Source organism: Rhizobium sullae (assembly GCF_900169785.1).
GTDB lineage: Bacteria > Pseudomonadota > Alphaproteobacteria > Rhizobiales > Rhizobiaceae > Rhizobium > Rhizobium sullae.
Genome location: NZ_FWER01000045.1, coordinates 20,207 through 40,416, shown reverse-complemented (window position 1 = coordinate 40,416; position 20,210 = coordinate 20,207). Strand labels below are relative to the sequence as shown.

Here is a 20,210-nt window from a genome sequence, read left to right as displayed (position 1 = left end):
TGTTGTCGGCAGGCCTCAACCCATCGGATTCGGCAGATAGCCGGTGAACCCGCAGATCTTCCAGCGCCCCTCGTGAAGCCGGCAGTAATAGAGCGTCTGCCACTGCATGACATCGCGGCTGCCGTCGGCCTTGCCGATGCCGCCATCGAACTTCTTGTGCACGAGCGCCATGTCGCCTTCGATTTCGATGTCCTCGAGCGTCGTCGTTGTGAAAATCGCTGTGCGCGCATCTTCGGCGAAGTTCTCGTTCGCAAACTCCTTGGCCTGCCGCAGCCATTCGTCGCGATAGGCGGCAAGCGCCGGAAAGGCAAGGCGCCATTTGTCCGGGCTCACCTGCCTGCGGCTGTCGATGCCGATGAAACCGTCTTCCAGGAAGTCGTTTTCGACCATCGACCAATCGGCAGCCAGAAACGCGTCGATATCGCGTGGAACGAGCATCTCCCAGATGGAATGCCTGGCTACGTCGGACGATGGGAAGGGATTCTTGAAAGGATCGCGCATATCCGCCCCGGATTTAAATTCTTTTCATAAAGAGTGTTTTCCGCTGGCAAAACTCCGCTTTCTGTGGTCATTTGTCAACTTATCAAGAAAATAATTTGCAAGGATCCGGAATGTCCATCAAGCGCTATGGCACTGTTCAAACCGGCGCCGGCGGCAAACCTCTGCCGTTTGCGCGCGCCGTCGAAGCCGATGGCTGGCTTTATGTTTCCGGTCAGGTTGCAATGGAAAACGGCGAGATCATTGACGGCAACATTATCGCCCAGACCCATAAAACCATCGCCAATGTGCTTGCGATCCTCAAAGAGGCGGGCTACCGCGCCGAGGATATTGTGCGCGTCGGCGTCTGGCTCGACGACCCCCGCGATTTCTGGTCATTCAACAAGATCTATCAGGAATATTTCGGCGAGCATCCTCCGGCGCGCGCCTGCGTGCAGTCTTCGATGATGGTGGATTGCAAGGTGGAAATCGACTGCGTCGCTTATAAGAAGAAAGACCAGTAAGGGCGCCATCACCGGGAGGATCGGTTGGATATCTTTTCCACATTGCAGGAAGACAAAGGCCGCCTTTCTCCATCGGAGAACCGGATTGCCGAAATCATCGTCAACGATTTCGAATTTGCCGTGAACGCCTCCATCATCGAACTTGCCGAAAAGGCCAAGGTTTCGCCGCCGACCGTGACGCGCTTCTGCCGCCGTCTCGGTTGCGAGAGCTTCTCCGACTTCAAAGTCCAGCTCGCCCGCACGGCGCATATCGGCGTCCGCTATCTGAAGCCTGAGTCTAAAAGCAGTGATCCCGCTGACGTTGCGCAGGACATCATCACCAAAGCGCAAAACGCGCTGTTCCTGCTGCACCGCTCTCTCGACATTGCCGCAATCGGGCACGCCGCCGAGCAGATCGCCAAGGCGGACATGATCTACGCCTTCGGATCGGGCGGCAACTCCTCGATGATCGCAGACGAATTCCAGAACCGCCTCTTCCGTCTGGGGCTGCGTATCACAGCCAGTTCGGACCACAGCATGCAACTGATGATGGCGGCGGCAGCACGAGCGGGCGACGTGCTGATCGGCTCGTCCTTTTCGGGGCGCAATGCCGAACTCGTTCGCGCCTTCGGGCTGGCACGCGAAGCAAAGGTCACGACGATTGCACTGACGCAGACCGGCAGCCCGGTGGCAATGGCGGCCGAGATCGTCGTACCGATCGATCTGCCGGAAGGAAACAACATCTTCCGCCCCACCTCCACCCGCATCGCCTACATCGCAACCGTCGACATCATCGCGAGCCTTGTCGCCTATGCCATCCAACCGAAGGCGGCGGTGACGCTGCGACGCATCAAACAGCAACTCGTTACCCATCGCGACGGCGACGACCGTCAGCTCCTCGGAGACTGAGGGCGTACAAAAGGAGCATGAAGCATGACGCAATCGGTCGCTATCGTGACGGGAGCTGCTGGAGACATCGGCGCTGCTATCGCCGCTAGACTCGCCGATGACCATGACATTGTCCTCCTCGCCGACATCGATCTTGAGGCGGCCGCGGCCGTTGCGGCCACGCTTGGTGCGCAGAGCCGCTTCGTTGCAGCCGGATGCGACGTCACGAGCGAGACGAGCGTTTCTGATCTTGCAAGGCGCTGTGCGGAGCTCGGACAATTGCGAACGCTCGTCAACAATGCCGGCGCGGCACGTGCCGTCAGCCTTCACGATACCACGCCTGCCATCTGGCGCATGGACAATGCGCTCAACCTCGAAGCCGCATTCTTATGCTTTCGCGCCGTCGAAGACATGCTGAAGGCGTCAAAAGGCTCGGTCATCAACATCGCCTCCGTCAACGGCATGAACGTCTTCGGGCATCCGGCCTATAGCGCGGCAAAAGCGGGTCTTATCCACTTCACGCGGCTGGTTGCCGTCGAATACGGCAAGTTTGGCATCCGCTCCAATGCGGTCGCCCCCGGCACGGTCAGAACCCGGGCCTGGGAAGCGCGCGCGGCTGCCAATCCCAACGTTTTCGAGGAGGCACGGCGATGGTATCCGCTTCAGCGGGTCGTCGACCCGACGGATGTGGCCAATGCCGTCGCCTTTCTGGCCGGACCGCAGGCGGCGGCCATCAGCGGGGTTTGCCTGCCCGTTGATTGCGGCCTGACGGCGGGCCAGGCGGAGCTTGCCCGCACCTTCTCGCAATCCGACCATTACTGAAGCCATAATCAAAGAGAGGAACAGGACATGAAGCCGGTTTACTATCGCTTGGAAAACAGCTGGACCCCGGACGGCGGACCGAACGGCCGTTTCACCTTTACGCTCTTCAACCTCTGCGAAAGCCCGCTTTCCGGCTTCAGGCTCGTCTATACGTCCTTGACGCGCGTGAGCGACCCCGCAGCCTGCGAAAACGCCCGGTTCCTGCGCCGGAACGCGAACTTCCACGAATTTTCGCCGCCTGCGGGGCTCAGCATCGCACCCGGGCAAAGCTGGACCTTCACGGTCTCCGGCCTTCACCGCAAGGCGCAGCATTGCACGGACGGGGCAAAGTCCGCTTATCTGACCTTGGCCGACGGCACGCATGCCGCCGTCGCCGTGTCCGATCTGCTTCTTGAAGGCCGCGTGAGCGAGCCGCCGCCGGTGCTGCTGCCGGAGGGCCGCGTTGACGTTCCCTTCGCGCTTCAGCCCTGGCCGGCAGAAATCGATGCCAAGCCAGGCGACAGCTTTCCGGTCGTGCTTTATCCGGAAGGGGCAAGCTCCGACGAGCTGCTTTCGATCTCGACGGTAATTTCCCTTTCGCGCCGCCTCTTTGAGAGCGACCATTCCGTCTTCAGCCTGACGCCATCTCCGCAGGGCCGGGCGCTGGTTCTCGATCGCCAGGCTTTGCTCGGTGCGGAGAGTTACCGGCTGACCTTTGCCTCCGACAAGGTCACGCTTTCCTATTCCGATGCAGCCGGGCGCCAGTACGGCCTGACCTCGCTTGCGCAATTGCTCAACGGCGCGCGCACGACCAAGGGCAAGTTCCGCTTCCCGATCTCCGGCAGCATCTCCGACAAGCCGCGCTATGGCTGGCGCGGCTGCCATCTCGACGTATCGCGCCAGTTCTATCCCGTCGCCGACGTCAAACGGCTGATCGATATCCTTGCCTGGTTCAAGCTCAATATCTTTCATTGGCACCTGACCGACGACGAGGCCTGGCGGCTGGAGATCAAGGCTTATCCGCAGCTGACCACAACCGGGGTTCTGCGCGGCCCGGACGAGCCGTTGTTGCCGCAGCTCGGCAACGGCGCCGAGCCGGTCGGCGGCTTCTACTCGCAGGACGATATCCGTGACATCGTTGCCCATGCTCAGACCTTGAACGTCGAGGTCGTGCCGGAGATCGATATTCCCGGCCACAATGCCGCAACGCTGGCCGCTCTTCCCGAACTGACCGATGGCCAGGAGGCGCCGGACAGCTATCATTCCGTTCAGGGCTATCCGAACAATGCCTTGAATCCGGCCGTGCCGCTCACCTATGAATTCCTGGAAAGGGTCTTCGACGAGATGGTCGAGCTCTTCCCTTCTTCCTACATCCATGTGGGCGGCGACGAAGTGGCAAACGGGTCATGGCTTGCCTCTCCGCTGGCAAAGAAGCTGATGGCCGAGGAAGGCATTTCCGGCACATTCGGCCTGCAGTCCTATTTCCTGAAACGCGTCAAGGACATGTTGGCGGCGCGCGGGCGCAAGCTCGCCGGCTGGAATGAGGTGGCCCACGGCGGCGGGGTTGCAGCGAAAGACACGCTGCTGATGGCCTGGGAAAATCCGCAGGTGGGTATCGATCTCGCCCGAGAGGGCTACGACGTCGTCATGACGCCCGGCCAGGCCTATTATCTGGACATGGTGCAGGCAGAAGCCTTCCAGGAGCCGGGGGCGAGCTGGGCAGGAACGGTACCGCCGGCACACACCTATGCCTATGAAGCAGAAGGCGCATTTCCCGAGGAGCTCACCGACAAGATGAAAGGCGTGCAGGCCTGCATCTGGTCCGAACACTTCCTGTCGCGCGGCTACTTCAACCGCCTGGTGTTTCCGCGCCTTCCGGCGATCGCCGAGGCGGCATGGACCCCGAAGGCCAAGAAGGACTGGGACCGCTTTGCGGCCATCGTCCCGCTGAGCCCGAAACTCTAGGCCCGAAACTCCAGGACGGTAGCGATGCGGATTGCAGTCGGCGGAATTCATACGGAATGCAGCACATACTCGCCGGTGCTGATGGCGATCGAGGATTTTCGCGTCCTGCGCGGGGCAGACCTTCTCGTATCCGACTATTTCAGCTTCCTGAAGGCGGAAGGGATCGACCCCCTCCCGCTGCTTCATGCGCGTGCCATTCCCGGCGGGCCGGTGTCGCGCGCCGCCTACGAAGCGTTCAAGACGGAGTTCCTCGACCGGCTGCAAGCGTCCATGCCGCTTGACGGTCTCTATCTCGCCATGCACGGGGCGATGAATGTCGAGGGACTGGATGATGCCGAAGGCGACTGGATTTCGGCGGCCCGCGCCGTCGTCGGTCCAGACTGCGTCGTCGCTGCGAGCTACGATCTGCATGGGAATGTCAGCCAGAAAATCGTCGACCAGCTCGATATTTTCGCAGCCTACCGCACGGCGCCGCATATCGATGTGCGCGAGACCATGGCACGCGCCTGGTCGATGCTCGTCGTCGCGCTGAAGAGCGGGAACCGGCCGGGCGTGGCCTGGGCGTCGGTGCCCGTACTGTGGCCAGGCGAGCGGACTTCAACAGAAGATGAGCCGGCAAAGGACCTCTATCACGCGCTTGCTGAGTTCGACGGCCGCGACGGCGTTCTCGATGCCAATCTTATGATCGGCTATGTCTGGGCCGACGAGCCCAGGGCGACGGCCTGCGCCGTGGTGACAGGCTCGGACAAAGCTGCTGCCGCAAAAGCCGCAGAGGAGATCGCCCTTTCCTATTGGAATGCCCGCGAGGACTTCCGCTTCGGACCGGTCACCGGTCCACTCGACGACATGCTCGACATCGCAGCAGATATGAAGACCGCACCGGTCATTCTCGCCGATTCCGCTGACAATCCGACCGGCGGCGGCGTGGGCGACCGAGCCGATGTCCTAAGCGCCGTCCTTTCCCGCAAGTTCGAAAACACGCTTTTTGCCGGCATCACCGACCGGCCGGCCGTCGAGGCCTGCTTTGCAGCCGGCAAGGGAGCGACCGTGCCGCTCTCAATCGGCGGCAGTCTCGATCCAGCGAGCTTTCCCGTTCGCATCGAAGCCGAGGTGATCCGGCTCGACGATCCCGGCCCCGAGGCCGAACGCCAGGCAGTGGTGAGGGCCGGCGGTGTGACGGTGGTTCTTGCCGCCAGCAGGCGTCCGTATCACAACATCGCGGATTTCACGCGGCTGGGGCTCGATCTCCGATCGGTTCGACTGCTCGTCGTGAAATCGGGCTATCTTTCGCCCGAGCTTGCGCCGATTGCCAATCCGAACCTCATGGCGCTGACCGAGGGCGTCGTGAACCAGGACATCGAACGTCTTGCCAGCCGTCGCCGAACGCGACCGGTCTTCCCGCTCGACCGCAAATTCGACTACCAACCGCAGGCGCGTCTTTCGGCGCGTTGGCAGGACTGATGTCTTTCATTTCGCGCCTGCCTTTTATGTCGTTTGACGTCTATTTAAGATCCTTTCTTCCCCTTCCTTCCCGTGATTGCGCGGACATGACGGGCCTGCTATCATTGCCCTCAATGATAGCATTGGAGCCATATCGATGGCCGGAAACCTGCATGTACGCAATCTTGATGATGACCTGATCGCGAAGCTGAAGATGCGCGCCGCCCGCCACGGCCGCTCGGCGGAAGCCGAGCATCGGGAGATCCTGCGCCAGGCGCTGGCAAACGAGTCCGAACCTGATTTCGACGATCTCGCGGCCGAACTGCGGAAGCTGACGGCCTCACGCAAACAGACACCCTCCGAGGTGCTCCTACGCGAAGACCGAGACGAGCGGTAATGGAGACGCTGATTATCGATGCCAGTATCGCGATAAAATGGGTCGTGGAGGAAGAGGGCACTCACGCCGCCGTCGATCTGCGCTCGCGGTTCAGGTTTGCTGCCCCGGAGCTTCTCATTCCGGAATGCGCCAACATTCTCTGGAAGAAGACACAACGCGGTGAGCTTATGCATGATGAAGCAGTCCTTGCAGCGCGGTTGCTTGAACGCTCCGGAATAGCGGTCCTCTCGGTGACCGGCTTACTGGAGCGGGCAACGAGACTTGCAATCGAACTTTCGCACCCGGCATATGATTGCGCCTACTTGGCGGCAGCGGCCCAAACGAGGTCGAGGTTCGTGACGGCAGATGAACGGCTGCTGCGGGTGATCACCGAGCGCGCATCAAATGAGATGGCAAGGTCGTGCGTCTCGCTGGCAACCATCCAGAGCGGCGCACACTGAATCATGCGAACAGACGAGGACCAACGCGGCATAAGACGAACTGGTCGGAGGAGCTGATGTGCAATGTCTGATCCTAAACCCCGCCTTTATCGCCGAGAATTTCGCGGATTTGAAGATCAAGGTTCATTTTGCCATTGTTCGCCGGACGCGACCGGTCGGCCGCAAGTTCGACGACAACGGCAGGCGTGCTTTTCAGCGCGCTGGCATGACTGATTGTCTTTCGTTTCGGGCCCCGGACAAAGGCTAACATCCGCCGCCTGCCTCTCTTTTTTATCCGGACCACCATGCACCGTCTCTTTCCCGACGTCTTCCGCAGTCCCGCTATCCGCGTCAGCATGATTGCGATCTTCACTTTCGGGTTTGCAAGCGCCGCGACGGGACCTTACCGGTCGGTCGTCGCTATCCGCGAGCTCGGCCTTTCGAACGGCCTGTACTCGGCACTCATTTTTGCCGCCGCTGCGGTCAACGTCATCGTCAGCATCCTACTCGGCAATCTCGCCGACCGACTTGGCGAATATCGTTCCATGATGTTCCTCGCGGCCGCATTCGGAATTGCGGGATATGGGGCAATCTATATCTTTCCATCTCAGGGCATTTTCGTTCTCAGCGTCCTTCTGCTCCTGCCGGTCTACGGTTCTTTGAACTCGCTTTTGTTTGCCAACGCACGGGCGGCGACCAGGGGCATGTCCGGCACGGACATCGCGACAGTCAACTCCGGCATCCGGTCAATGATTTCCCTTTCCTGGGTGCTCGTGCCAGGCGTCACAGGCGTCTTGCTTTCCGAATCTGCTAGCATGCTGCCGGCTTATCTTTTCGCCTGCATCTCGTGCATTTGCTGCTTCGGCCTGATCAGTCGGTTCCCGCCGCGCCAAAAGGGTACGGACAAGGCGGCGACACATCACCTTTCTCATCTCGCAGCGCTTGGCGAGGTGATTTCGCCCAGAATCCTTGCGCGCGTGATTGCCGTGGCCCTCATCACGAGCACGCTCCACATCAACGACGCGATCCTACCCTTGATCGTCACCGACGCCGCTCGCGGCACATTGGCCGATGTCGGCATTATCGTCGGCGTTGTCGCTGTCCTTGAGATCGTCTTCATCATCGCATGGGCGCGGATTCTCAAGCAGACGGGTCAGGTTACGGCACTGGTAACCGGCACGATCATATACGCCGCCTACCTGTTGCTGCTCGGCCTTGCTTCAGAGCGCTGGCACGTTTACGCCCTGACGGTCATCAGCGGCATTGGCGCGGCAGCGCTGATCAGCATCCCCATCACCTACCTCCAGGATCTCATTGCAGAGCGACCAGGCCTTGGTAGCGCCTTGATCTCCGTCAACATCTTTCTCAGCGCGGGCGTGAGCGCGCTCGTCTTCGCCATCGGCAGTTTCATCACGACCTATTCGGGGACGTCGATTATCGGAGCGCTCTTTGGAATCAGCGGTATTGGGCTTTTGATGTACTGCAACACCAGACTTCGAGCTGTTTGATGGCACGACTACCGTCGGGATAAAGAAAGCAGGTCCTAAGCCAACGATGATCAAACAAAGACGGCGACGGCCGATCTTTCGCAAATTTTCAAGGTCCCATAGCTGCGGAACCGTTCGAATTCAATGGTTGTCCGGCCACTGCATCCACTGCTGAATGTCGCGTTTAGCATGAAGCACACGCCATACGTCGACATGATCTGGCCGGTCATGATTAAGGATGAGATAGGGATATCGCTTCATCGAAACGCTCCGCACGTCAGGTAGTCCCAACTCGTATGCAGACCGCAATGATCCGGCCACCGGATGGCTGGTGATCAGATCATCGGAACCGCGCGCGGAAATGCCGTCCTTCAAGGGCGGGGAGGAAGCGCGCGACCTTTGGGTCTCGACATACTGGCGGATAATGTCCAAAGGCGCGCCGCCGCATGACGCGGCGAAATATGACGGCGACCACAACACGCCCTTGAAGGAGCGCCCCGCCACTTCCGGCCTCGCTTCCCGCAGTCGGCTCGACACGCCCTTGAGACTGTTGACGAGCTTCGACAGCTGGACCAAATGAACGTGCAACGCAAAACACGATGTCTTCCCGTGCGATACTCCGTATTGCAAATGCCGCCGGCCAATTGATACAACCATGGCATGACGAACCGCGCCTACAAGTACAGGATTTACGCCGACCAGCAGACAGCGGAATTCTTCGCCCGCTGCTGCGGCGTCGTGCGCCTCGTCTACAACATCGCCCTTGAGCAGCGATCCTCCTTCTGGCGGCAGTTCAGGAAGGCCGAGGGAAAGGCCATCTCCTACCCGTCCCAGGCGCGCGAGCTGACGGCGATCCGCGCCGAGGTGCCGTGGGTGGCACAATGCCCGATCGACGCGCAGCAACAGGCGCTGCGTGACCTCAACCAGGCGTTCCAGAATTTCTTTGCCGGACGGGCGCGGTACCCGAAGCCGCGGCGCAAGTTCGTCAACGACGCGTTGCGCTTCCCGTCGAGCCGCGTCGGCGCAATCGAGGTGCTGAACGCGAAGTGGGCGCGGGTGCGGCTCCCGAAGATCGGCGCCGTGAAGTTCCGCTACACCCGCCCGATCAGGGGCGAGGTCGGCAACGTCACGGTCGTGCGCGAGGCCAACGGATGGCACATCGTCTTTTCCTGCGCGTTCGAACACGAGACGCCGGCAAACGACAATCCGCCCGTCGGCATCGACCGGGGCATCGTCAACACCTTAGCGCTCTCCACCGGCGAGATGCACGCGATGCCGCCGACCAACCTCGACGACCGCCACAAGGCGTGGCAGCGGACCGCCTCACGGCGCAAGAGCCGTTCGAAGCGCCAGGCCAAGGCGAGACGCCACGCCGCGCGCATCGCGGCGAAGGCGGCGCGCCAACGGCTGCACTGGCAACACGTGACGACGACGCGCATCGCGCGGCGCTTCGGAACAGTCGTCCTCGAGGACCTGAAGATCAGGAACATGAGCGCCTCGGCGAAAGGGACCGTCGAGGAGCCGGGCAAGAACGTCGCCCGGAAGGCTGGCCTCAATCGCTCGATCCTCGCGGCGGCGTGGTACCGCTTCGAGCTGTTGCTGACTTACAAGCTTGCCTTCCGCGGCGGAACCGTCGTGAAGGTCGATCCGAGATACACGTCCGTGACCTGCTCAAAGTGTGGGTCGAGAGACAAGGCAAACCGCGAAAACCAAGCGAAGTTCCTCTGCCTCTCCTGCGGACACGCAGACCACGCCGACGTCAACGCGGCGGTCAACATACTCCTGGCTGGAACACTGCCATCGGCGGCGTCGGAGACTTCCGGCGGGAGCCGAGGACTCGAAAGGGCGGCCTAAAGCCGCCCCTGAAAATCCCCTCCTTCACGGCGGGGAAGATGTTAACGTGCTCATACGGAGGACCATCGACCATCGCAGCAATGGCAAAAATTGGCAAGAACAGCCGCGTTCCCTTCAACTGCGACGTCGGCACCACAGCACGTCATCGAATAGGCGTCGCAGACTGGCGGGCCCGTCGCTCCCTCAACAACGGTGGCATAGGGCGGCATAGTCGTGCACTCGGGGAGAATCGCATTAAACTCTAGCTTGGAAGCAATTAGCGCCCGGCCGCGTTAAGCCCCTCCAACCGGGCACCGGATTTCGGAGTTGGTGGTGGTGGCTCCTATACAATTGCGGAACTGTCCGCCCTTTCAAGCGCGATGTAAGCCGCTGCCGTCCAGGAGAATCCGAGCCCACCGCATCCTTCGCCGGTTTTCGGGTCGAAATACTCGGCAAAGCCTTCCTTCTCGATCGCGCTGATCGTCGAGCGGCGCAATTCTTCTGCAAATCCTGCCTGGCCGTTACGATGTAATCCCTTGATCAGGAGCCAGTTGATGATCGCCCAGGCGGGGCCGCGCCAATAGCGCTTGGCCTCAAAACTTGCGGATCCGGGCTCGGTCGTCGGGAAGGCGACTTGCATACCGCTGCACCATTTTCGCATTTCCGCCCCTGCAGCTTCGGCTGTCGCCTCATCAAGATCGAGCGCAAGAAGAGGAATGAAGCCGGCCTGCGTGGCAGCGGCGACATCCTGGCTGGCAAGCAGATCGCGCGAGACGAAACGCGAAAAATGAGGACGCCACTGCGCCTTCAGGGCCTGCCGCGTGCGCTCGTTCAGCGCTGCGATCTCGTCGCCTTCGTCTCCGCGCCCGAGCACGCCGGCAAGATATTGCAGGTCTTCGCCGGCCTTGAGGAGGATCGCGCTGGTCTGGACATCCGCGATCTTGAACTCGGCTCTTTGCCATTGCCTAGCCGGATCCCATCCGCAGTCCGCATAGGTGTCAAGAAGGTGGATGAATCGGTTATAGTCCTCGTCGCGGGGGCGCATCGCTGGGTCCACATGGCCTGTGTCCTTTCGAACGACTACGGTTTGTGTGACGGTCGGCACGCGGGCAAGCGCGATATCCCAGGCGGGTGAGTTGTCGCTGCCGCTTTCCCACGGATGCAATAGGGCGACAAGACCGGTGCCTTCCGGATCACGCGCACGGTACCACCACCGGTGCCACTTCAGGGCAGTTTCGTAGAGCGCCAGGGTTCTCTCCTCTGCGACGGAGCCCGTTGCCACCGCCGTTTCGTAAATCTGCCGAAGAGCCATCGCGAAGACCGGCGGCTGCGTGATACCGGAGGTTGGGATGACATGATCCGTGCGCCAGACGTCAGGCCCTGGGAAATAGCTGTCGCTCGGCTGATGAAATACGATGTGCGGGATCATGCCGTCGGCCCATTGTCCCTCGGCCAGGCGTTCGAGCTCACGATAGGCGCGATCGATGTCGTAGGCGGCAAACCCCATGGCTACGAAGGCCGAATCCCAGTTCCACTGAAAGGGATAAAGCCGGTCGGTCGGAACGGTGTAGCCACCACGATCGTTCGCCGCCAAAATCGCCTTGGCTTCATCGATGTATTTCGTCATGCCATTTACTCCAGATATTCGTCAGGCAGCGGTCGCCAGATAGGCCTTGCCGCTATCGGGGGCGAGCCAAGAGATGCGCGCGGGATCGAGTTTCAGGCCGATGACGTCGCCGCTTGCGACCTTTTCGGCAGCCGGCAGGATGACGCGAACGGGCTGGTTCTCGATCAATCCTGTCAAAAGTAGATGCGAACCCATCGGCTCGGCGACGCGTACGCGCATTTGAAATCCTTCTGACGGCGGCGCAAGCACGACGGCTTCGCCGCGCATCCCGAGGACGATCTCGCGCCCGGATTCCGGCGGCACCGAGAAGCGCTCGCTGCCCGCGATCACGTGCCCGTCCGTCACCGGCATGCGGATGAAATTCATCGGCGGATTGCCGATGAAGCCCCCGACGAACCGCGTGGCGGGATGATTGTAGATGTCGACGGGATGGCCAACCTGCTCGATCTCGCCGTCGTGCATGACGGCGATCCGGTCCGAAAGGCCCATCGCCTCGGTCTGGTCGTGCGTCACATAGATCGTCGTCGTGCCGGAAGATTGGAGAACGGTCTTCAGCTCCGTGCGCATTTCCAGGCGCAGCAGCGCATCGAGATTGGAAAGCGGCTCGTCCATCAACAGAACCTTCGGCTCGACGGCAAGCGCCCGCGCAACGGCCACGCGCTGGCGCTGGCCGCCCGACAGCTTGTTCGGATAGCGGTCGAGATATGGCTCGATATGGAGGAGAGCTGCCGCTTTTTCGACCTGCTGCCTGACACGCCCCTCTTCGGCCTTCTGCATCCTGAGGCCGAAGGCGACATTCTCAAAGACGGTCATATGCGGGAAGACGGCATAGTTCTGGAAAACCATGGCAAGGCCGCGGTCCCTCGGCTGAAGCCCGACCACCGAGCGATCGCCGATCCGAATGTCGCCGGCACTTTCGGATTCAAGACCGGCAATGATGCGCAGGAGCGTCGTCTTTCCGCAGCCGGAAGGGCCGAGAAGTGAAACGAACTCGCCGTCGTTGACCGTCAGCGAGACCTCCTTCAGTGCCTGGAAGGCGCCGAAATTCTTCCGGATGCCGTCGATTACGATGTTGGCCATGAAGCTGTTCCCGTTACTTGGATGAAATGCCCCAGATCGCGAAGAGGTAGCGCCTGACCGCGAAGATGAAGACCACGGATGGCAGGATGAGCATGAGGCCGCCTGCAAAGCGGTAATGCATCGGGCTTTCCGCCAACACGGTCAGCAGGTAAGCCGTCAGCGTCCGGTTTCGGACGGTGAGCACGGAAGCGGCAAAGACCTCATTCCAGGAGATGACGAAGGCAAAGACGGCGGTCGCTGCGATACCCGGAAGGGCAAGGGGAGCGACAATCTTGAAGAACGCCTGGATACGCGAGCAGCCGAAGACCCATGCCGCTTCCTCGAGCTCTCTCGGAACGCCGAGAAAGATGCCTTGTGTCACAAGAACCGCGAAAGGCAGGGCAAGGACGGTATGGACGAGACCGACGCCAGTGACCGTGTCGTAGAGGCCGAGACGGATGAAGGAAACGGTGAGCGGAAGCGCAAGGATTGCCAAAGGAAAGGCGCGGGTCAAAAGAACCATGAGCCGGAAGGAATCCTTGCCGTGAAAATTATAGCGTGCCAGCGCATAGCCTGCGGGCGCTCCAAGAAGCAGGGAAAGGGCAACCGTGATCGCCGCGGCTCCAAGTGAGTTCAGGAAGGAGCCGAGAACTCCTTCCGTCCTCAGGAAAAGCAGGAAGGGCTCGAAGGAAAGGCCTGTCGGCAGGCCGGTCTTCGGCCAGAGGTAGACGGCACTGCGTCCGCCGAAGGCGCCGAGCGCGATCAGATAGATCGGCACCAGAACCCAGGCACAGAGGACGGCGATCCCGCTCCACAGCAGAATGCGGCGGGACGACACGAAGCTTGCGGTGCCGATCGTGCTCATGGAAGACGCTCCGGATCGACCCTGATCGCCTTCAGATAGAACATGGTGGCCGCAAGCGAGATCAGCATGATGAGAACCGCGTAGGCTGCGGCAACGCCATAGTTCTGGTTCTGGTTCTGCCAGTTGTAGGCCTCGCCAACCAGCACCGGAAAATTGCGGCCGCCAAGAGCATAGACGACGGCGAAAACCTCGAAGGCCAATACGGTGCGCAGGATGAGCGCTGACTGCAGCGCGGGCCGGATGAGTGGCAGGGTGATGCGGTAAAAGCGCGTCCAGGGACCCGCGCCGAAGATCTCTGCCGCTTCCCGGTATTCCTTCGGCACCTGGTTGAGGCCGGCAACGATGATGACCATCACGATCGCCGTTCCCCGCCATATCTCTGCGGCGGCTATGCCGAGAAAAAGTGCGAATGGCGTCTGGTAGGAAAGCCAACTCGCCTGCCGCTCGATGATGCCGAGGCCGTAGAGGAAGGAATTGAGATAGCCGCTGTTTTGCAGGATCGACAGCCAGACGAGACCGGCGGCAAGATCGGAAATGCCAAGCGGAATGGTCCAGATCCATAGGATCGTTTCCCGACCGGCCGCCACTTTCGCGACCATCGTCCCCATGGCGAGTGCAATGACGATCTGCACCGGCACGACGGCAAGCGTCAGAAGAAACGTGTTTTGAACCGAGCGCGTGAAATTGAGGTCGCCGATCATACGCTGGACATTGGCAGGCGACGGCATGCCATTGTCGGAGACGGCAAGCCAGATCGTCTGCACGAGCGGCACGACGAAGAGCAGCGCCAGGAACGCCACCGAGGGCAAGATCAGCAGATAGGGGATCCAGGGGCGGTTGTTCGGCATTGGCTTTCGCCTCGCGACTTTCCAGGAAGAGGCCCGGACACAAGGCGTCCGGGCCAAAGCTCATTCGACAGGGCAGGCTCCGTCGCTCTTGGCATCCGGCGCCCAGCACGGGGCTTTCGTGTCGCTCATCAGCTTCGCAAGCGTTGCTCCTTGCGCCTTCAGGACGTCGCCGACGGCTTCGTTCTGCAGGATGATGCGCTGAAAGCTGTCCATATAGACCTTGTTGAACTCGCCGCCCTTGTCGCCAAGGCCGACCGGAAGCAGCGAGATCAGCGCGTCTGGCGAGCTCTGGGTCGCGTTGACGGCAGCCGCCAGCAGGCCGACGCCGGGATCGATGTCGGAGGGCAGCTTGGCATCGAGCGTCGGGAAGAAGCCGACCTTCTGCGCGGTGAGCAATTGGGTGTCGAGCGTCGTCAGGTGTTCGATGACGGCGATTGCGCCAGCCTTGTCGGGCGCGCCCTTCGGAACGGCGAGACCGGCGACAACGGGCATGTAGCCACGGCCTTTCGGTCCAGCTGGTGCCGGGAAGACGACATACTGGTCAGGCTCCGATGAAATCGCCTCCTTGAGGCGGGCAACGTGATCCCAGGCGACCATGACTTCGCCGGCAAGCAGCGGCTCCTGCATGAAGTCGTAATTGGTGGAGTTCGGATTGACGACGGCCCAGAGCTCCTTCAGCTTTTCCCAGCCGGCTGCGGCATCGGCATTTTGGAACGGCCGCACCACGCCGCCCGTGAAAGACGGATAGAAGTAGCCCTGGAAGAAGCGGGACATCAGTCCCTTTGGCCCGGCTGGAAAGCCGATCTGCGGCTGGCCGGTTGTTTCCTGCATCTTCTTGCCCCATTCGATCAGTTGATCGTAGGTGAGCTTGTTCACATCAGCGCCCTGGGGAAGGTATTGCAGGGCATCCTTCCTGGCGGCCATGACATAGGTCGCCTGCATCCAGGGGATATATTGCTGGCTGGACTTGCCGAGCTTGCCGAGATCGAGCAGAGGCTGCGGCATGCCTTTCGAGGCGAGCGCCTTGGCGACATCGTCGAGCGGCTCAAGTCCGTCCTTGTCGGCAAGCGGCGACAGTTCGCCATGCAAAGCGCCGACCAGGCTGATCGTGTGCGCGCCGGCCTGGCGCTCGGCCTCCATGCGGACGGCAAATTGCGGCGGCTCCTCGACCACGTAGTCGACCGGGTTCTGAACGCCCTTGAGCAACTCTTCGCGAACCACGGTCGCTTCTGCGATCGGGCGAAGCTGCGTGGACAGGAATACAGTGTCGGCAAGCACCGGCGTTGCGGCCAAAAGGACGGTCGATGCCAGAATTCCAAGTGACGCTAGATGTTTCATTTTCTCCTCCTCTTTGGTTCTTCTCTATGCATTTGGCGGCGCACGCCGATGGCTCTCGCGGTCGACGAATTCGATCGGGTGCAGTTCCTGAAGTTCTTCCGAAGGCTCGCCTGCAATGGCGCGAAGCAGCAGCGAGGCAAAGCTGCGGCCCAGGTTCTCGCCTGCCATGCGCATAGTGGAGAGCGGCGGGCTGGCAAAAGCGCCCGTTGGCAGATCGTCGTGGCCGACGATGCTGATCGTCTCCCCGCCCTTAATTTCGCGAAGCGCCCGCAAAGCACCGATCGCCATTTCATCTGTCGCGCAGACGATCGCGGTTGGCCGACGGGGATGGCGCAGCAATTCCAGCGCCGCCAGGTATCCGCCCTGCTCGGTCGGGGCGCCTTCGGCGCAAAGTTCCGTTGATAGGCCGCTTTCTTCCATGGCTGCCTGCCAGCCCATGCGGCGGACATGGGCAAAGTAATAGTCCTGCGGGCCGGCGATATGAGCGATCCGGCGATGACCCTCGGCATGAAAGCGAAGGCTTGCCGCTTGAAATCCGGCAAAACCGTCGCCGTCGAGATAGGGATGCGGCACGACAGACTCGGTCCGGCCGTTGGTGACGAACGGAATGCCCCGCGCCTGCAGGAATTCCACGCGCTCGTCCCTGCGCTTCGTGCGCACGAGCAGCATGGCGTCAACCCTTTGCCCGTCGACGAAACGGCGGCACATGTCGAGCTCGCTCTCGCCGCGCGGTACGGGGGCAATCACAAGATTGAGGCCGGCTGTGGCCAGATGTTCGGCGCAGCCGGAGAGCATATCGAGAAAGTGCGGCGGGCCGATGTGACCCGGATCACTCGGGAGTGTGACGGCGACAAGTTCAGCGCGCTGTTTGCGCAGGCGTCGTGCAGAGGCATTGGGACGATAACCGGTAAGCGCTGCCGCTTCCCGCACGCGTTCGCGGGTTGCCGGCGATACGTCCGGATAGCCGTCGAGTGCGCGCGATACCGTGGTGATCGACAGACCGAGCGACTGGGCCAGCTGTTTCAGGTTAGACACTGCTGTATCCTCCCAGATACAGCGCCAATATGAACCAAAACGTTTTGGAGATCAAGCCAAAACGTTTTGGAAAAGGACATCGATATGAAGGTGTTGAGGCAGCGCAGACAGACGTCCTGGCTCGGCTTCGCGCCAACGGGGCCCGCCTGCGCGCGCGTCGCTTGCAGCGCTACGCGCAGCGGACAATCATGGTGTCGGTCGGCTGGAATTCACGCGCAGTTGAGCGCAGGGATCTTCTTTCTTGGCCGGGCGCGCAGCCGCTCGAACCCATCGCCGTGGCATTGTCAGCAAGATGCGATAAGGCGAGAAAGCTCGGCATCCCTCTGTTCGACTTCCGCCCAAACTACTACGCCGCAACGGCGCTCAAAGTGTCCAACACCGTTGCCCCGCGGGCGCGTGTTCCCCAAAAAGTTTTGAATCGAATGCCGTAGGAGCGGCTTGCCACGACGCAAAAGACGACTATAGTCAGGAAACAAATATTCCGTAGAAGAAATAAGAGGGAACAAGAATGGCTTTATCTTGGCGTTTCTCCGCCTTGGCGGATCGGCATCGCGCTCTCGGATCGAAGCTTGAGGACTGGAGCGGAATGGGAACCGCTTGGTCCTATGAGAAGGACATGTCGGAAGAGCACGTCGCCGTCCGCACCAAGGCCGGCATCATGGATGTCTCCGGCCTAAAAAAGGTGCACTTAGTCGGCCCCCATGCCATTGCTGTACTTGACTACGTCACCACCCGCGACATGACGAAGATCTATCCCGGCCGCTCGGTCTATGCCACAATGCTCAATGACAGCGGTCATTTCACCGACGATTGCATCGTCTACCGCACAGGCCCGAATTCCTGGATGCTGGTGCATGGCTCCGGATCCGGTCACGAGGAGGTCGTCAAGCAGGCGGCTGGCCGCAATTGTGCGGTGCTCTTCGACGACGATCTGCATGATCTCTCGCTCCAGGGTCCTTTGGCGGTGGACTACCTCGCCAAATATGTGCCCGGCATCCGCGACCTCAAATATTTCCACCATATGCAAACGACGCTCTTCGGCGCCCCGGTGATGATCTCGCGCACCGGCTATACCGGTGAGCGCGGCTACGAGATCTTCGTGCGCGGCCAGGATGCTGTCATGGTCTGGGATCGGGTCGTCGAAGAGGGCAAGGATATGGGCATCATTCCCTGCTGCTTCAGCGTGCTCGACATGCTGCGGGTCGAAAGCTATTTACTCTTTTACCCCTATGATAATTCGCAGATGTATCCTTTTGCCGATCAGCCGCCCGGCGACAGCCTCTGGGAACTTGGCCTCGATTTCACCGTCAGTCCCGGCAAGACCGGCTTCCGCGGTGCCGAGGAGCACGCGCGCCTCAAAGGCAAGGAGCGCTTCAAGATCTTCGGCATGCTGATCGATGCCGATGGCCCGGCCGATCTCGGCGATGAGGTCTGGGCCGACGGCCAAAAGGTCGGCGTCATCACCTGCCCGAGCTATTCGTCGCTGACGAAGAAATCGATGGCGATCGCTCGACTCGACGTCGACAGGGCTGTGGACGGCACGAAACTCGAAGTGCGCGGCAAGAGCGTGAAGGCCATGGCCAGCGCCCATACGCTTCCCTTTGACGATCCGGAAAAGAAGAAGCGGACCGCCTTAGGTTAGGGAGCGCGCCATGCTCGTTGCAGGCATCAAGAGCCGTCCGGTCTACAAAGGTCTGAACATCGAGCCGCATGCCAAGCGGCATATCTTCGCGCTCGAGGGTGAAGGCGCGACCGCGCTCGTCGACCAGAAACCGGCCCTCGACGAAACGATCCGGTCACGGAGCGAAGTCCTCTATGTCGCGCGCGGGTCGAAGGGCCAGTGCCATGACACGGCGCTACTTAGCCTTGGTACAGATGTCTTCTGGACCGCGCCGACGATTGCGACGCTCCTTTTCCGGCTGAAGGGATTGCTGGCAACCGCCCACATGGGCGCGCGCCTCTATATCGCGGGAACGGAAGGTTTCATCGGGCAGGCAATGATGGTGGGCCTCGAACACGGCATGGATCACGCCTCTATCATCACCGAACATCGCGGCTCGCTGGCGCGGCGCGTCCAGTGCGTGCATTGCAAGGGGATCACTGACGATGTGACGGCGAGCCCCTTCACCTGCAGCCATTGCGCACTGACGCTTCTGGTGCGTGATCATTATTCGCGACGGCTTGGTGCCTTTCAGGGAGTCAACATCGATGCGGAAGAGCCGGGCAGCGCGCCCGATCCAGAGGAGTTGTTCCTTTGAGTGGTGGTACTGAAGTTCCCGTCCGCGTGACGAAGGTTACGCCAGTGGCCGAGCGCATCAAGCGCTTCCGCTTCGAGCGGCTGGACGGCAAGCCGATGCCATATTTCTCCGGTGGTGCGCATATCATTGTCTCAATGAATGATGACGGCCATGTGCGCCGCAACGCCTATTCGCTGATGTCGCCACCGCACGACTGCGCGGCTTATGAGATCAGTGTGCTGCATGTCGAGGATTCGCGCGGCGGCTCCACCTTCATGCATGAGAGGGTCAAGGAAGGCGACGAGCTGAAGGTCAGCTATCCGGTCAACCTTTTCCAGCCGGATTGGCGCGGCCGCAAGCATCTACTGATCGCCGGCGGTATCGGCATAACCCCCTTCATCGCCATGATGGAGCAGTTCACCCGCGAAGGGGCCAGTTTCGAGCTGCATTATGCTGTGCGCACGCGCGATCGCGGTGCCTATTGGAAGGAACTGGTCGAGCGCTACGGCTCGCAACGGATCAAGATCTACTGCGACGCCGAAGACATGACGATGCCGCTCGGCCGCCTGCTCGACAGCCAGCCGCTCGGCACGCATCTTTATGTCTGCGGCCCATCCGGGATGATCGACGGCGTTTTAAGGGCCGGGATAGAGGCCGGCTGGCCGGAGCAGAACCTGCATTCGGAACGCTTCCTTTCCTCGTTGCCGGGCAAGCCCTTCACCGTCGAGCTCGTGCGCTCCGGCAAGACCGTGAGGGTCGGCCATCACGAAAGCATGCTGGAGGCCATCGAAGCGGCGGGCGTCGATGCGTCTTTCCTCTGTCGAGGTGGTGCCTGCGGTCAGTGCGAGACGGGGGTCGTCACCTGCGATGGCAAGCTGCTGCATCACGACGTCTACCTGACCGATGAGGAAAAATTGGCCGGCCGCAAGGTCATGATCTGCGTCTCCCGCTTCGAGGGGAAAACGCTGCATCTCGACCTCTAGCGGCACTG

General features: G+C 61.0%; 20 protein-coding genes and 2 pseudogenes. 13 read left to right on the top strand and 9 right to left on the bottom strand.

Annotation, left to right across the window (positions count from 1 at the left end; genetic code table 11):
• Nucleotides 1-15: 15 nt before the first annotated feature.
• Nucleotides 16-501 carry a hypothetical protein gene (locus BN1800_RS29045; RefSeq protein WP_087002435.1) on the bottom strand — a complete coding sequence of 162 codons (486 nt, stop codon included), beginning with the start codon at nt 499-501 and terminating at the stop codon, nt 16-18.
• A gap of 110 nt (nt 502-611) precedes the next feature.
• Between BN1800_RS29045 and BN1800_RS29040 the strand changes: the two genes are divergently transcribed.
• From BN1800_RS29040 to BN1800_RS29005, 8 genes are all read left to right on the top strand, one after another.
• Complete coding sequence (locus BN1800_RS29040; RefSeq protein ID WP_087002433.1) at nt 612-1,001, top strand: RidA family protein; 390 nt, start codon at nt 612-614, stop codon at nt 999-1,001.
• Nucleotides 1,002-1,025: 24 nt separating this feature from the next.
• Nucleotides 1,026-1,889, top strand: a complete 864-nt coding sequence (locus tag BN1800_RS29035; RefSeq protein ID WP_027512914.1) for a MurR/RpiR family transcriptional regulator — start codon at nt 1,026-1,028, stop codon at nt 1,887-1,889.
• Between the two features lie 24 nt (nt 1,890-1,913).
• The gene (locus tag BN1800_RS29030) at nt 1,914-2,690 is read left to right on the top strand and encodes an SDR family oxidoreductase (protein WP_027512915.1); all 777 of its coding nucleotides are present in this window, start codon (nt 1,914-1,916) and stop codon (nt 2,688-2,690) included.
• A gap of 27 nt (nt 2,691-2,717) precedes the next feature.
• Nucleotides 2,718-4,634: a beta-N-acetylhexosaminidase gene (locus BN1800_RS29025; RefSeq protein WP_087002432.1), complete on the top strand. Its 1,917-nt coding sequence runs from the start codon at nt 2,718-2,720 to the stop codon at nt 4,632-4,634.
• Nucleotides 4,635-4,658: 24 nt separating this feature from the next.
• Nucleotides 4,659-6,095 (top strand): M81 family metallopeptidase, encoded by a 1,437-nt coding sequence (locus BN1800_RS29020; RefSeq protein WP_087002430.1) that lies wholly within the window; start codon nt 4,659-4,661, stop codon nt 6,093-6,095.
• A gap of 136 nt (nt 6,096-6,231) precedes the next feature.
• Nucleotides 6,232-6,471: a FitA-like ribbon-helix-helix domain-containing protein gene (locus tag BN1800_RS29015; protein WP_027512918.1), complete on the top strand. Its 240-nt coding sequence runs from the start codon at nt 6,232-6,234 to the stop codon at nt 6,469-6,471.
• Complete coding sequence (locus tag BN1800_RS29010) at nt 6,471-6,911, top strand: type II toxin-antitoxin system VapC family toxin (RefSeq protein WP_087002428.1); 441 nt, start codon at nt 6,471-6,473, stop codon at nt 6,909-6,911. The genes BN1800_RS29015 and BN1800_RS29010 overlap by 1 nt, the downstream gene beginning before the upstream one ends.
• 284 nt (nt 6,912-7,195) lie before the next feature.
• On the top strand, nt 7,196-8,398 hold the full coding sequence (locus tag BN1800_RS29005) for an MFS transporter (RefSeq protein WP_087002427.1): 1,203 nt from the start codon (nt 7,196-7,198) through the stop codon (nt 8,396-8,398).
• Nucleotides 8,399-8,518: 120 nt separating this feature from the next.
• Here BN1800_RS29005 and BN1800_RS42915 read toward each other — a convergent pair.
• Nucleotides 8,519-8,713, bottom strand: a pseudogene (locus BN1800_RS42915) (type II toxin-antitoxin system RelE/ParE family toxin); the annotation flags it as partial.
• Between the two features lie 57 nt (nt 8,714-8,770).
• Nucleotides 8,771-8,962, bottom strand: a pseudogene (locus BN1800_RS42910) (IS200/IS605 family transposase); the annotation flags it as partial.
• Between the two features lie 75 nt (nt 8,963-9,037).
• Between BN1800_RS42910 and BN1800_RS28990 the strand changes: the two are divergent.
• Nucleotides 9,038-10,231: an RNA-guided endonuclease InsQ/TnpB family protein gene (locus tag BN1800_RS28990; RefSeq protein ID WP_087002426.1), complete on the top strand. Its 1,194-nt coding sequence runs from the start codon at nt 9,038-9,040 to the stop codon at nt 10,229-10,231.
• A 322-nt stretch (nt 10,232-10,553) separates the two neighbouring features.
• Here BN1800_RS28990 and BN1800_RS28985 read toward each other — a convergent pair whose 3' ends face one another.
• From BN1800_RS28985 to BN1800_RS28960, 6 genes are read right to left on the bottom strand one after another with little or no spacing between them, the layout of a single operon-like run.
• Nucleotides 10,554-11,837 carry an MGH1-like glycoside hydrolase domain-containing protein gene (locus BN1800_RS28985; RefSeq protein ID WP_087002424.1) on the bottom strand — a complete coding sequence of 428 codons (1,284 nt, stop codon included), beginning with the start codon at nt 11,835-11,837 and terminating at the stop codon, nt 10,554-10,556.
• Nucleotides 11,838-11,858: 21 nt separating this feature from the next.
• The gene (locus BN1800_RS28980; protein WP_087002422.1) at nt 11,859-12,917 is read right to left on the bottom strand and encodes an ABC transporter ATP-binding protein; all 1,059 of its coding nucleotides are present in this window, start codon (nt 12,915-12,917) and stop codon (nt 11,859-11,861) included.
• A gap of 13 nt (nt 12,918-12,930) precedes the next feature.
• Nucleotides 12,931-13,761, bottom strand: coding sequence for a carbohydrate ABC transporter permease (locus BN1800_RS28975; RefSeq protein WP_087002420.1), 831 nt, complete (start codon nt 13,759-13,761; stop codon nt 12,931-12,933).
• On the bottom strand, nt 13,758-14,609 hold the full coding sequence (locus tag BN1800_RS28970) for a carbohydrate ABC transporter permease (RefSeq protein ID WP_087002418.1): 852 nt from the start codon (nt 14,607-14,609) through the stop codon (nt 13,758-13,760). The genes BN1800_RS28975 and BN1800_RS28970 overlap by 4 nt, the downstream gene beginning before the upstream one ends.
• A gap of 60 nt (nt 14,610-14,669) precedes the next feature.
• Nucleotides 14,670-15,947, bottom strand: a complete 1,278-nt coding sequence (locus tag BN1800_RS28965) for an ABC transporter substrate-binding protein (protein WP_087002416.1) — start codon at nt 15,945-15,947, stop codon at nt 14,670-14,672.
• 24 nt (nt 15,948-15,971) lie between these two features.
• Nucleotides 15,972-16,982, bottom strand: a complete 1,011-nt coding sequence (locus tag BN1800_RS28960) for a LacI family DNA-binding transcriptional regulator (RefSeq protein WP_087002414.1) — start codon at nt 16,980-16,982, stop codon at nt 15,972-15,974.
• Nucleotides 16,983-17,011: 29 nt separating this feature from the next.
• Here BN1800_RS28960 and BN1800_RS28955 point away from each other — a divergent pair, with 29 nt between their 5' ends.
• The 4 genes from BN1800_RS28955 (at nt 17,012) to BN1800_RS28940 (ending at nt 20,202) form a co-directional block, all read left to right on the top strand.
• Nucleotides 17,012-17,413, top strand: a complete 402-nt coding sequence (locus BN1800_RS28955; protein WP_087002412.1) for a hypothetical protein — start codon at nt 17,012-17,014, stop codon at nt 17,411-17,413.
• 77 nt (nt 17,414-17,490) lie between these two features.
• A complete protein-coding gene (locus BN1800_RS28950) occupies nt 17,491-18,624 on the top strand; it encodes an aminomethyl transferase family protein (RefSeq protein WP_087002409.1) in 1,134 nt (377 codons plus the stop codon).
• A gap of 10 nt (nt 18,625-18,634) precedes the next feature.
• Nucleotides 18,635-19,240, top strand: a complete 606-nt coding sequence (locus BN1800_RS28945) for a dimethylamine monooxygenase subunit DmmA family protein (protein WP_087002407.1) — start codon at nt 18,635-18,637, stop codon at nt 19,238-19,240.
• A complete protein-coding gene (locus BN1800_RS28940) occupies nt 19,237-20,202 on the top strand; it encodes a PDR/VanB family oxidoreductase (RefSeq protein WP_087002405.1) in 966 nt (321 codons plus the stop codon). The genes BN1800_RS28945 and BN1800_RS28940 overlap by 4 nt, the downstream gene beginning before the upstream one ends.
• The last annotated feature ends 8 nt before the right edge of the window (nt 20,203-20,210 follow it).